Below are 12301 nucleotides of genomic sequence, written 5' to 3'. Positions count from 1 at the left end.
TTCCTTTTTTCTTTTGAAAAATTTTCAACGAAATGTCTTCTCCCATTCATAAACCTCGCTTTTATAAAGTGCAGAGTCAATTTTTTCCTAAAGTAGAAATCCCTATTTGCAAATGTAAAGTCGAAAAAGAATTACAAGAATCTACGTTTATTTTCACTATTTTGCATTTGCGTAATTTTTTTGTTCTAATTCTTAAAAGCAGCTTATGACGAATCTTGACAAATTAAATAACTTATTTGATGCATATCTTTTAGAGAGAAAGAAAAGTTTTCTAACATTAAGAACTGGAAAGGAGTTAATTAAAAATTCCAACGACCCGGAAATACAAAATCTGGATTTAAAAAAAATACTTGAAAGCGGATTAATTAAAAACTCTTCTCAAACTGCGGAAAGTCCGAGGCAATGGCGAATTTTCATTTCTGCAGTTTCTGAATCATCTGCTTCGTTTTCCCTTCCAAAACCTACAAAAACAAATACAATTCCATTTGATAATCCTATTAAATATGATTTGAAAACTAAAAGATTTACTACTAATACTAATTCTTCAGAGCAAAATAACAATGGTAAAATTGCCTTAATTGCTACAGGAGCGATTTTGTTATTTATATATTTGTTTTCAATGAATAATGCAGGGTCCGAAAATGTTTATCAAAGTAAATATGTGGATTCCAATTCCACGGATTATTCAAGTTCGCAAACTAGAAATAGTCCTGTCGAACTTCTTCACAAATTTACAAGTAACAGCAATGATCTCGAAAATATGTCTGGTGTTATCAAAAAAACGAATAATGAAATGACAACCCATGTTTTTGATTTTAAAAATAAGGTCGTAACATGTTATCGTCCTGTTAATGGAAAGTATCAAACCTTAAAGTATACTATGAAAAATTTTTACAAAGAGGAAGGTATAGCCGCAACCACATATGTAATTCAGGTGAGTTCTCGGGGAGTTAAAGAAATCTGGTTTAGTCCGGATGTGCCAAATTTAGGATATGATTATGATGATGGTACTCGGAGATCATTCTATGGTTTGACTAAAATTAATGCTTATGATTTTTAGGTGATAAATTGTAATTAATTCATATATAATTGCATCTTAAAGGCTATGTATTTCACCTTATTAAACAAACAGTCGAAAACGGGTGCAGGCAAAATAAAATCCGCCCTTCCGGACGGATTTCTTTTTGTTAAAAATATACTTAATTGCAACTTTACTCCTTATTTAAAGGGATCTTCCGGCAATTTTTCGTCGGATTTCTGCGGAATTTCGCCGTATTCTTCAGATTTTATCGCGGTCTGACTTACCGCGCCAATCAAGGTTCCACCTAAAAGCAAATATCCTCCAAACGTTACTAGCGCTGCAGGTAAAACCACAGGGGAAGCTGCTAAAGTTCCACCGATCGCAGAAAATGCAAGTCCCAGGTTTCTGATCAGCCGGAACCACTTGGGCGTAGGTGCCGCAAGTCTGCTGAGTAAATTGAAATTTTTATTTTTCATGATCGTGATTTTTGAATTGATAAAGTTCTATCTTACCGATCCGCTGTTCCAGGTTCTTGACCTTTTTATTGAGGATTTCGTACGAGGATTTAAATTCAGTTTTGATAATTAAGGCCATGGTCTTGACTTCTGAAATATCTTTTTCCATGACCTTAAAATCGGCATGGAGCTGTTTCACAAAGTAAGCAACGATGGCCAGCAGAACGCTGCTGATAAATCCGAACAAAACGCTTAAGGTGACTTCATTTCCCATGATACCGTATTTTTAAAATTGGAAATTATTTTCAATGCTGATCGCGGGATCTTTTCCACTCGCCACCTCAAGTAATTTAGGGTATACCTGCCTGTATGCATCGCGACTCTGCAGTACGTGAAAGTCTCCGTCTTTTTTAATGTAACTCAATCCTACTAATGGACAGCCGGAAGTATTATCTATTGTATTTCCGATATGGAAGTACACGGCATCAAAAGTGGGTAAATCGGCGATTTCTATCATTCCGCGGTGCATCGGTCCGTATTTCTGGAAATACTCTTTATTCATGCCGCCCCATGTGTTCAGCCTTAATTTAAACTGACCGTTGGGAATGGCAGTTCTGCTTTTGATCTTTACCTGACGGATCTTATCCTCCAGCAGGAAACACTGGAAAATGTCATCAATATAAAGGTGGGAGAGGGTACTTTCTTTTCCCTGAGCTACCCGTATGATCTTTGTTCTCATGATTGTTTTGAATGTTTAAGTTAGAAAAGGAAATAAAAAAAAGCCTTCTCTTTCGAAGAAGGCCTTACACGGGATCTGCTTAGAAAACTTCTTCGATTTTGAGACAGTTTCCACTGGCGAAAGGGTAATAGTTTCCGTTGACCTCCTGGAAGAATTCGATGCCGATACACTGCAGTACCGAAACATTATCCTCCAGCACCGGTGCGCCGGGAAGCGCGGCGGTGATGGTATTGCCGGCGTAAGTGGAATCAAGCGGTAAATAAGGAGTATAAGTCACCACGCTCAGTTCATTATTCACCGCATCATCCGGCTCGTAAGTTCCTGTTACCGGATTGTAGGAAAAATCTGCGATGACTGCCAATGCATGAATCAGCCTGAAATGTGTTGCACCGGAGGGAGCCGTGATCAGTTCTGTAGGATTAAATTCCGACACAATGAAATCTGCAGTATTCCTGGATACGTCGTGATTCACATCATAAGGCGCATTGAAAATACCGTTGATGGAAAGGTTCTTATTGAACTCAAATCCTACCAGATAATTTCTTTGCGTAGAAATTTCCACTTTCCGGTAACCTCTGGCTTCCGTTCCGTCTTCCAGGTTGATCTTTTTCATTACAGAAGTTAAGCGGCCGGTCACCTGGGGATCTGTAAATTTTCCCATGAGGGCAGAAAGTGCGGTTCTAACTGTTTTTCCTGCAATGGCACAGCCACCGAACTCATTCATATTTTCGCGCGTACGCTCAAACTCGGGAGCAGTTTTTACCTGTTGTGCGGTTGGTCCGCCAACCATACCGGCAAAAAATCCTTTTTGCCCTTTAATTTTGAAGTGTCTTACGTCACCGATGGTTCCGACGTATTTCATAAGACCTTTTTGTCTTGCCATGATAATTGAATTTTGAAATTAGAATTAGAAAAAAAACACTGCTGTCTAGACAGTTATAAATTTCTTGAATTATCTTTACAAAAACAATATATAAAACACTGTAAACCAATGAAATATAACGCACAAACACCAATCCGGAGGGCAGATGAAAGCAGTTTTTCTGAAAATTCTTCATCCAAATATTTTCAAATTCCGGGGATTAATACCGAAACATTTTGGATCATTGACAGAGTTTTGGATGGCGACAGCTTAATTGTGAAAGAAGAGTTTGGCCAGGAAGCCAAAGAAATCCGCCTTTATGGCCTCGATGCACCGGAAGTATATTTGAGCCGGAAGATGCGCGAGGATGAAGCGAAAAGTCATATTCCTGCAAGTCTTTTATTGCAGTACGGCCTTATGAGTTTGAATTATGTTTTACAGGTCGCTCCACCCGGAACCAAGATCACCTTGGTAACTGAAAAGAAGAATCAGCTCGACTTCTGGCTGCGCCAGCTGGCCTATGTAATTTTGCCTTCCGGCGAATGTCTGAATGAGCTTTTAATAACAAATGGCTGGGCAAAAGCCAGCCATTCCTATTACTGTTCCATGCTTCCGGAATATCAAACCTTAAACTTTCAGGCAAAGCAGCAAAAGCTCGGAATCTACCTGTTCATCGAGGTTTTCTGATTTGTTATACTTATGTTGTACTTAAAGGGGTAGGAGAGTAAGAAAGTGCCCTGTTAATGGGGCTTAGGGAAAAGGGTTGTGATAATACCTTGTTACCAGCAGTTTTTTTATTTTGTGACGTTTTGATTATATAACATTTTTCCTATTCCATTCTGAAAAATAATAAAAATTAGTCCAATCAGTACTTTTAATGACGCTGAAAATATTTCAGAATTAATTCCTATAGTATTTATATCATCTGAAATATTTTGGTTCATATTTCTAATTTTAATCAACGTAAATAATTTGTTAATAAGTTCTGGAATTGATTCAAACAATAATAGAATTCCAATTGCTAAAATTGCAACTTGTAATAAATTTTCAGAATTTAATTTTTCGAAATTTATTTTCTCGTCTAAAAATTTCTTAGGTTTTACTCTTTTAATAATTATGTCGGGATTTATTATAAGAATATAAAATACTACAACAATCGATATCACAACAATTATTAAATAAATCCAAGTTTGCAAAATTCCATTTTTACTATCGAATGGAAAAAATATATCAGAATTTATTAAGTAAGTTAACTGTTGAGGGAAAAAGTTAAAGATTAAAGTGAAGACTGAATATAGTCCAAAAACTCTAAATATTATCCGAAGTAGATTTTTTATTTCCATTGTGATTTTGTCTTGTACCAAAATAGGTTGACCTTTTTTTGGTTTAGTATTGATTCAAATTTATCATAATTTTTTAGACGCCGGAATAAAATGCGGAAAAATGTCCCGCGCTTCTGGCCCACCGATTTTCCCACATTTTATTACCGCGGGTTTTTCCGACAACATCATGCGGTTTTCCTTTTATAAGAAATATATTCAACCGGATTATATTCGAGATGAACGGCCTCGGGTGTCTTGAACTGCAGCGACCAGTGAAGTCGTTTTTCGTTGTAAATCCTGACAGCCTGAGCGATCATTTTTCTGGCTACTTCTTCATTTACGATGGAATCCTTTAAACCAAACTCATACTTCAAAATTCCGTTGACACGCTCTGCGACGGCATTTTCATAAGGATCGTACTGCTGGGTGGTACTTAGGAGAAAGCCGTTTTTCTCCGCGTACTGAGAAAAATCCGGGCAGCAATACTGTATTCCCCGGTCGCTGTGGTGAATGATGGTATTAGTGCTGTGAATGCAGTTCTTTTTTGCCATTTTCAGGGCGTCGATCACCAGCTCGGCCTTCATGTGATTCGCATAGGCGTAACCCATGATCATCTTTGAATACACGTCCGTCACCAGGGCAAGATAGGTATGCCCACCATCGGTTCTGATGTAGGTGATATCGGCCGCGAACGCCTGCTCCGCGTGCGATACCGTAATGTCTTTCAGTCGGTTAGGCGACTTGAAAAAGCCGTGTTTAGAGTCTGTGGTAATGTGGAAACGCTTGGTTTTCTTTACCAGAAGCCCTTCCCAGCGAAGGAAATCGTTGAGTGCATTTCTGCCCATTTTTATTCCTTTTGCCAGAAGAATAGGCTTGATCTCGTCGTAGAGTTTTGCTGTTCCTGTTTTTGGCTTTTCTTTTCTAACTTCCATAACGAGCTGCAGAACGGATTGTTGTTGCAATTCTAACGCTTGCTGTCTCTTAATTCTTTGATAATAAGCCTGTTTGCTCAGCCCGAGAGATTGGTAAATCCAGGATTTCTTAAAAGGTTTTAGTCCTTTAGTTTTTTCTTTTTGCGCTGGATCTCGTTTGCCAATTTCTCGGGCAAGAACTTTTTTGAGAGTTCCTTTCCTGTGACGCGTTCAAACTCGATGATGATGTCCTGCTGGAAATCCTTAATGCCCTCCAGATCGTAGATTTTGGCTTTCAGCGCTTTGATCTCGTCTTCTTTGGATTTGTACTTTTTCTCCACGGTGTAGTTGCTTAATTTCTTTTGCCAGTAGCTGATGGTGCTTCGGCTAATGTTGTACTTCTTGGAGGCAAAGTTAGCGGAAATCTGTCCGTTTGCAATTTCGGCGATGACGGAAATTTTGAACTCGAAGGAGGTTTCTTTGCCGTTTCTTTTTCGGCAGGCTTGATTTTCTGGTATGTCCATAAGTTGCTAAAAGTGTTTAATTTTTAGTCAACCTATTTTGGTACGATAGATGTTTTATGGTTGCAGATAACGTTTTGCGGCTTTGCGGCTTAAAATTACAAATCTTTTTATTAAAAACTTACTTCGGAATATCTAAAATAGTAAAAATGGCGAAAACGCCGCACTATTGCAAAACCGCTGTTAGCAGAAGTGCTTTTACTTTAATTGCCTCTTATCATCATTTATCTTGATTGGGTTTTGTCTTCCATCAAAAATATCACTTATGATAAGTAGTTCACCTTCGATTCTATATATAATCTTAAAGTTTCCACAAACCAAATATCGGTGGTTTTGATTTAGTTCGAGTAAATTAAATTCAATTTGTCCTGAATTTGGATTTTTAAGCAGTTGTTTGGCTGTAGCAAGCACGTCCTTACGAATTTTATGTGCTATTTTCTTATTAGCTTTCTTAGAATAGAAATCAAAAATATTTTTCAAATTTTCAATTGCAAAATCTGTCCATATCATTTTCATCTCTACCAATTTGCAGATGATTTTTCGAGATCTTCTTGCGACTTAAAATTTCCAGATTTAAAATCTTGTTCCGATGTTTTTATCCTGCTAATAAATTCGTCAGAAGTAAAGGGTCGGAAATCGGAATGATCTTCTTTTTCGAATCTTTTCAGAATATAATTTTCAATTTTTTCAAAAAAACTTTCGTCCTGCAATTGAGCAAGATATGTGATCAAATTTAATTTTCGAGTCTCCAAATCCATTTTAAAATATTTGAATCAAAGTTACTAATTAATTTTATACTCTCGAAGTTGTACTCGGACTTCTAGCATTTCTGCTAACGGTTTGGTATTTCTGTTGGCGGGGACGTCTTATAACAAATCTTTGTAAATATAACAAATTGAACAACTAGCGAAAATCTTTATGATAGGAACTTCCGACCCGCTAATAGAAATACTTTGTTAGCCGTAGTTTCTTTTCCTTAATTGTCATTTTCAAAAGGATCAAATAATTTATATTCAGGTTTCTTAAAATATGGATAATTAACCTTTAATATCCCTGATTTTTCATCGTCGTCAATTAAAATCATAAATGTTGGATCTTCATAAGTTCCCATGATAACATTTTCAACCTGAGTAACATCATATATTCTGTATTCCGAATTATACATATACAATGTTTGTGTGTTAATTATAAAAATCCCTTCAATTTCAAAAGCTTCAAAATTACTTTTTATTTCAGGATATTTTTTTTCAAAATGATTTTCTAATAATTCTTTATTCTCCTTAAACCATTTAATTTTTCTCTTTAATGTTTTATTATAAGGTCTTTTGCCAGAAACAAAAACGTTATAATCATTTCTTTGATTTGGCGTGTCATATCTTCCAAGTAAATGTTTGCAATCAACAATAAATATTTTTTTTGTTTTTTCAGAAATTATTATAAAATCTATCTCACCGACTTCCTCATTATTAATGTTAATATTTAAAATTGATTTTACATTTCTGTCATACATAACTTTTGTTGCTATCAATTTTTCTTCCACAGCATCGTCGAGCCATTTATCGTGTTCGTCTTCTTTTCTGTGAACATATTCTTTAAAGCATTTATTCCTTAACCATTCGTCGGGCGCTTTTCCCCAAGGAATAGAATTAGAGGCTAATTGAATAAAAGTTTCACTCCACGAATTTTTGCCAACTAATGCATAATTCTCTCCATCAATGTTCCACACAAGAATAGGTTTATATAAATATCTGTTCACCTTATAAGGTTTACAAGCTAAGTCTAAAAGTGACATTTTATTCGTCTTATCTAATGTCAATCCTTTAAAAAAAAGGTTTGCACTTAAATCGTCTGCTCCAAATAAATTTACTAGGTTTTGGGGGAAGGTTTCCCAACCTACAGCAACTACATCGCCACCTTTATCTTTATTCATTTCATGTATTGATGCAATCAAATGTCCTACATTGTCATAATCAATTCCAAAACAGTTTTTTAAAGCATTTTTGAGGTCTGTAAATCCTGCAAGTTCAGAATTATCTACAACGGCTTTTGTTAGTTGCCCTCCAGATTCTTTTGAAATATGCTGAAAAATAAAGTCATAGTGGTGCTTTCTTGAGAAAACATAGAGTCCATCTTCAAATCTTATTTCATTCGCATCTTCAATCATCGTTTGTTCCGCATATAAACTAACACAAGTCAGAATCATATCTCCTAAGAACAATAAATCATGTAATTTTTTTTCAAATCTTTCTTTGAAAGCATCATTCATTTTTTCGTCATTGTGCATATCAACTTCGCACGCTGTTTCTAAAATAAACTTTAAAATCCTTCTGTAGCTTGCAATATATTTAAAGTCGATTTCACTCCTAGAATCGTTTCTTTCATCGGAAAATTTATATACTAATTCAATACTTTGTTCGTGGAATTTAAAAATGTTTTGATAAAACCTTACCGATTTTTCATTAAAACAAATTTCTTTAAATTTTTCAATAAAATAAGAGAGACTAAAATTTATTATATCTGTAGTTTCTACTTGTGAGAATTCTTTATCTCCATATTTTTCTATTATTAAAGCAGATAATTCTTTGCGAAATTTTATTTCAGCAGATTTTTCACCTTTGAAAATTAAATATTTGTCTTTTATTATGTGTACACTCATTTGAAATTACGGCTAACGGTTGGGTATTTCTGTTGGCGGGTAATTTTTATAAGAAGTCTTTGTAAATATAACAAATTGAACAATTAGCGAAAATCTTGATGATAGAAACTTCCGCCCCGCTAATAGAAATACCGTGTTAGCGGCTGGTGATTTTAGTGATATATTTTTGAATTAAATAAATTATTAAAGCCAAACCAATTCCAATATGAGGAAGGAATGTTGGCCAAGAATCTGTAAAAAAGATTATTCCGAGAATATATTCAGAAATGATAATCAAGCCTATTATAATTATTGAAAACGTCCAGTTTAGAAAACTTTTTTTCTTTGCTAAAATGGTGATTGTTTTTGTAACCAAGAAAACAGCAATAATTGTCGGAAATAAAAACCAATAGTAAAATTCATTTTCTTTTAATAAATTTTCAATTATCATTACTTGTCTTCTTTTAATGCCGCATTTCACTTGCCGCTAACGATTGGGTATTTCTGCAAACGGGGATAAATATACCAAAATTTTATACTCGCCGGAAATTAAATTTTACGCAAAAATCTTCGATGAAAACTTCCGCCCCGTTTGTATAAATACCGTGTTGTAAGCAGCGGCAATTTCTCCAAAACAAATTCTCGAAGAAAGGGTAGACCTGAAATAATTAAAGTGCTGTCGAGAAAATCATCGTCCGCGCCGTTGCTGACAACGGTTTGCAGCTTTGCGTAGTGGCGGAAATCGAAGCACAAAACTTCAACTTTGTACTAAAGTTCAATTGAAAAACTGAACTTGAATTTAGCACTAAACCCGCCATTACGCAAAACTGCTGTTATATGCCGTTTTTTTTGTTAGTCTTTATTTCCTTTTTTAGCATTTTCGCTTCTTGTTAATAGTTGTAGATTTTCAAAAATTGTCAAACCGCCATTGTGCATAGATTTGATGTGGTCAAGTTGAAAGTCCAATTTGTTTTTACTTTTATATCCGCTTTCGGCACTAAAATAAAATCCGTCTTTGTCTGTGAATTTCTTGAAAACTTCGTCACGCAACCATTTTTCATAAGTTGGGTCTTGTTCTCTCAATTCGTGAAGTTTCAGTTTTTCGTAGCTTCTCAATTCCTTTTCTTCGGTTGGTTTTATACCTTTTCGTTGAAAAAGTTCAGGATGATTTATTCTTGATTTTGCTAAATTAATTTCTCTTAAAAATCCACGTTTATCAAAATTGAAAAACGTTTGCCATTCAATTTCGTTATTGTCCCAAATTTTATTGATAAGTTCAGTTTGCGATTTTTCGCCAAGGTCTTTCTCTATAATTTCCGAAGCAATTTTGTCAATATCATATTTTTCTCTGTCTTTCAATTCGATGAAAACAGGAACTTCGTCTTGAATGGTGTAATACTGCAAAATATCTTTGATGTCTTGCAAATGGTAAGCAGGATATTTTAAAGTTCCTTTGAAAAATTCTTCTTCAATTTGTTCTGCAAAATCTTCCAATTCGTCCTCGTCCAAAACATCTCTTTCAGTCAAATTATTTTGCTCGAAGAAACTTGGTAAAGCATTAACAAAATCGGTGTAGGATTGTAAAATATTGTCATAAACCAAAACCTCACAATTCCTTTCTATTGGTTCTTCGTCATTGTGTTGTTCCAAAAATCTGAATTGGTAAATTCCTAATGGAAAACGTTCAATGAAGTTTAATTTTTCAAGTTCTTCACGTTTTTCTGGGTCGATGATTTTATTGGTTAAAATTGCAAATTCCTCAACTTTATTGATGGCAACCAAACGCAAAATTTGTTTTTTCGTTTCTCTGTCAACTTCGTTGAAATCAATGTTGTCTTCAATAAATAATTTTTCAGGATTAATCCACGAAATACGATTTTGCCAATCGTCAACAAAACTAACAATGTAAGCTTCTTTTGTGCCGCCTGCTTTTAAACCACGCAAACCTCGACCAATCATTTGCGTCATCAAAATAGACGAAATTGTAGGTCTTGCTAAAAAGATAGATTGAACGTTTGGAACGTCAGTTCCTTCGGTCAAAATATTTACGTTGATTAAAACTTTAATTTCTTCATTTCTGAATTTTGCAATCTTATTTTTGTTGTCTTTACTCGAAATAGTTACACCTGTCGCTTGGTCTTTTACAGTTGAAATAACGTAATCAGATTTTACGCCTGCTTCTTTGAACAAAGCATTTAAAGCAATTGCATTGTCAACATTTAAAGCAAAAACAATGGTTTGTTTGTACTTTTCCTTGTTGAGAAGGTACTTGTTTACAATCGTATGATTTCTTTCGTCATTTTCGGCAATTGTTTTGGCAATTCCTTTTCCAATGCTGTCGATGTCGAAATAATTAAGTTGTTCAATTTGTTCTTCAGATAAGTCTTTAATGAAATTTAATCCTGTCGGAACTTCTTCAAAATGTGGTTCAGATAAAATTCCTAAACGGATTAATGTTCGTAAATCTATTTTATAAACGATGTCGTCTGGAAAAACTTTTTTCAACAAACCTTGTTCATTTTCCGCAGTTCTGAAAGGCGTTGCGGTTAAACCAAGCATTTGAAAATGAGAAACATTTTCTTGAATATTTTGGATTAATTTTCTGTACGTTTTTGCAGTTGCGTGATGAGCTTCGTCAATTACCAAAAATATTTCTTCGGTATTTCCTTTAATCCAATTGTTGTACAAATGATTGAAACCTGCATTCAGACTGTCTTTGCTAGAAATAATTAAATCGTCCGAAGGTCTGATGTTAATTGGTTTATCGTGAATGCCCGAAATAATTCGATAATTGAAAGAAGTTTTATTTTCAAAAATATCGTTAAAAGCCAATTTGTCTGCAAATGTACTTTTTGCTTGTTCTAAAAGTTCGTGTCTGTGAGCGAGCCAAAGCACTTTTTTACCTTTGTCCAAATAATTTTTCGCAATCCAATGTCCTGCTGTCAACGTTTTTCCGCCACCTGTTGGCAAAACCAATAAACCAGCAAATGGATTTTTGTTGGTCTTAATTATTTTTTGATTTAGGCTGTAAAAAGCTTTCTCCTGATGTTCGTACGGAACAATTCCACTTTCAGCATTTGCAATATTTATTTTTCCTGCAAAATCATATTTTACGTTTTTTTCTTTTTTATCCATTGTGTTTTTCGCTTCTGAATTTTCAGCCATTCTAAAAGTTACCGTTTCGCCTTTCTTAAACCAAGATATTTTTTTGACTTCTTCCTTTCCGCACCAAAGCGTAAGATTTTGTTTTTTGAATTGATAGTCAAATTTTGTCAGAATTTTAAAATTCCGTTTTTTGCCCATTCCAATTCTTTCCAAGAAAGTTTCATAATTTCTATAAGTCAGATTGAGTTTGTTTTTCTCAATGTCAAAAATGATTTCCTTAACAATTTCTCGGATTTCTTTTAGTTCCATAATTTAATTTCAGTCAGTTTTGTCTTTGTTGGTGGCGGTTGTTCTAAAATGGCATATAACGGTCGGGCATTGCCGAAGGATCGGCAAATAGCTGCAGGCCTAAGCCCTGGAGCCGATCTTTTGGCAATGCCCTGTTATCTGAATTTTTTGTTTATTATTCACTTCCCTAAACTACAAAAATTTTTCAGTTTTAATTCCGAAAAGGTAGGTTTTATTTCTGTTTTATATTTTGCAAAACCCCGCTTTGCGAAGTTTAAAAAAGAAAACGGAAAAAAATACCCTCAAAAAAGGGGAAGGTGAAATCACCCAAAATTAACCGGAGCCTTGACTTTGTCATAATTTTCGGGTAACTTAGCCAAACTTAACGGCGAGTATTCGCTTTGAAAGTGAAACTTTCAGACAAAGTTCTCTTTGTAAGTTT

The 12301-nt window shown here is 34.8% G+C and carries 13 protein-coding genes; 2 read left to right on the top strand and 11 right to left on the bottom strand.

Annotated elements, in window-relative coordinates:
* Positions 1-205 precede the first annotated feature (205 nt).
* Positions 206-1060 (top strand): hypothetical protein, encoded by an 855-nt coding sequence (locus tag H562_RS0103410; RefSeq protein ID WP_027376219.1) that lies wholly within the window; start codon positions 206-208, stop codon positions 1058-1060.
* 158 nt (positions 1061-1218) lie between these two features.
* Here the strand turns inward: H562_RS0103410 and H562_RS0103405 are convergent, their stop codons facing one another.
* From H562_RS0103405 to H562_RS0103390, 4 genes are all read right to left on the bottom strand, one after another.
* Entirely contained in the window at positions 1219-1497 is a 279-nt protein-coding gene (locus tag H562_RS0103405; protein WP_027376218.1) for a hypothetical protein, read from the bottom strand.
* The gene (locus tag H562_RS0103400) at positions 1487-1750 is read right to left on the bottom strand and encodes a hypothetical protein (RefSeq protein WP_027376217.1); all 264 of its coding nucleotides are present in this window, start codon (positions 1748-1750) and stop codon (positions 1487-1489) included. The genes H562_RS0103405 and H562_RS0103400 overlap by 11 nt, the downstream gene beginning before the upstream one ends.
* A gap of 12 nt (positions 1751-1762) precedes the next feature.
* Positions 1763-2215, bottom strand: coding sequence for a DUF5675 family protein (locus H562_RS0103395; RefSeq protein WP_027376216.1), 453 nt, complete (start codon positions 2213-2215; stop codon positions 1763-1765).
* Positions 2216-2294: 79 nt separating this feature from the next.
* Entirely contained in the window at positions 2295-3098 is an 804-nt protein-coding gene (locus H562_RS0103390) for a hypothetical protein (protein WP_027376215.1), read from the bottom strand.
* A 108-nt stretch (positions 3099-3206) separates the two neighbouring features.
* Between H562_RS0103390 and H562_RS0103385 the strand changes: the two genes are divergently transcribed.
* The gene (locus tag H562_RS0103385) at positions 3207-3764 is read left to right on the top strand and encodes a thermonuclease family protein (protein WP_027376214.1); all 558 of its coding nucleotides are present in this window, start codon (positions 3207-3209) and stop codon (positions 3762-3764) included.
* 107 nt (positions 3765-3871) lie between these two features.
* Here the strand turns inward: H562_RS0103385 and H562_RS0103380 are convergent, their stop codons facing one another.
* The 7 genes from H562_RS0103380 to H562_RS0103335 all read right to left on the bottom strand — a co-directional run bounded on the left by H562_RS0103380 (position 3872) and on the right by H562_RS0103335 (position 11880).
* Entirely contained in the window at positions 3872-4420 is a 549-nt protein-coding gene (locus H562_RS0103380; protein ID WP_027376213.1) for a hypothetical protein, read from the bottom strand.
* Positions 4421-4584: 164 nt separating this feature from the next.
* The gene (locus H562_RS14585) at positions 4585-5496 is read right to left on the bottom strand and encodes an IS3 family transposase (RefSeq protein WP_156831956.1); all 912 of its coding nucleotides are present in this window, start codon (positions 5494-5496) and stop codon (positions 4585-4587) included.
* On the bottom strand, positions 5451-5834 hold the full coding sequence (locus H562_RS0103365; protein ID WP_027376212.1) for a helix-turn-helix domain-containing protein: 384 nt from the start codon (positions 5832-5834) through the stop codon (positions 5451-5453). The genes H562_RS14585 and H562_RS0103365 overlap by 46 nt, the downstream gene beginning before the upstream one ends.
* Before the next feature lie 195 nt (positions 5835-6029).
* On the bottom strand, positions 6030-6347 hold the full coding sequence (locus tag H562_RS0103360) for a type II toxin-antitoxin system RelE/ParE family toxin (protein WP_034690596.1): 318 nt from the start codon (positions 6345-6347) through the stop codon (positions 6030-6032).
* A gap of 460 nt (positions 6348-6807) precedes the next feature.
* A complete protein-coding gene (locus H562_RS0103350) occupies positions 6808-8487 on the bottom strand; it encodes a hypothetical protein (RefSeq protein ID WP_027376209.1) in 1680 nt (559 codons plus the stop codon).
* Between the two features lie 136 nt (positions 8488-8623).
* Positions 8624-8917: a hypothetical protein gene (locus H562_RS0103345; RefSeq protein WP_156831955.1), complete on the bottom strand. Its 294-nt coding sequence runs from the start codon at positions 8915-8917 to the stop codon at positions 8624-8626.
* 401 nt (positions 8918-9318) lie between these two features.
* On the bottom strand, positions 9319-11880 hold the full coding sequence (locus tag H562_RS0103335; RefSeq protein ID WP_034690594.1) for a DEAD/DEAH box helicase family protein: 2562 nt from the start codon (positions 11878-11880) through the stop codon (positions 9319-9321).
* Positions 11881-12301: the final 421 nt, after the last annotated feature.

This window comes from Kaistella palustris DSM 21579, assembly GCF_000422265.1.
Classification (GTDB): domain Bacteria; phylum Bacteroidota; class Bacteroidia; order Flavobacteriales; family Weeksellaceae; genus Kaistella; species Kaistella palustris.
The sequence above is the reverse complement of the archived record's forward strand: the minus strand, read 5'-3'. Positions and strand labels throughout refer to the sequence as shown.

Excerpts from the sequence above, each read along its gene's own strand:
- H562_RS0103410 (WP_027376219.1), top strand. The coding sequence starts at position 206 with ATGACGAATCTTGACAAATTAAATAACTTATTTGATGCATATCTTTTA.
- H562_RS0103345 (WP_156831955.1), bottom strand. The coding sequence starts at position 8,917 with ATGATAATTGAAAATTTATTAAAAGAAAATGAATTTTACTATTGGTTT.
- H562_RS0103405 (WP_027376218.1), bottom strand. The coding sequence starts at position 1,497 with ATGAAAAATAAAAATTTCAATTTACTCAGCAGACTTGCGGCACCTACG.
- H562_RS0103380 (WP_027376213.1), bottom strand. The coding sequence starts at position 4,420 with ATGGAAATAAAAAATCTACTTCGGATAATATTTAGAGTTTTTGGACTA.
- H562_RS0103335 (WP_034690594.1), bottom strand. The coding sequence starts at position 11,880 with ATGGAACTAAAAGAAATCCGAGAAATTGTTAAGGAAATCATTTTTGAC.
- H562_RS0103400 (WP_027376217.1), bottom strand. The coding sequence starts at position 1,750 with ATGGGAAATGAAGTCACCTTAAGCGTTTTGTTCGGATTTATCAGCAGC.
- H562_RS0103365 (WP_027376212.1), bottom strand. The coding sequence starts at position 5,834 with ATGGACATACCAGAAAATCAAGCCTGCCGAAAAAGAAACGGCAAAGAA.
- H562_RS0103360 (WP_034690596.1), bottom strand. The coding sequence starts at position 6,347 with ATGAAAATGATATGGACAGATTTTGCAATTGAAAATTTGAAAAATATT.
- H562_RS0103395 (WP_027376216.1), bottom strand. The coding sequence starts at position 2,215 with ATGAGAACAAAGATCATACGGGTAGCTCAGGGAAAAGAAAGTACCCTC.
- H562_RS0103350 (WP_027376209.1), bottom strand. The coding sequence starts at position 8,487 with ATGAGTGTACACATAATAAAAGACAAATATTTAATTTTCAAAGGTGAA.
- H562_RS0103390 (WP_027376215.1), bottom strand. The coding sequence starts at position 3,098 with ATGGCAAGACAAAAAGGTCTTATGAAATACGTCGGAACCATCGGTGAC.
- H562_RS0103385 (WP_027376214.1), top strand. The coding sequence starts at position 3,207 with ATGAAATATAACGCACAAACACCAATCCGGAGGGCAGATGAAAGCAGT.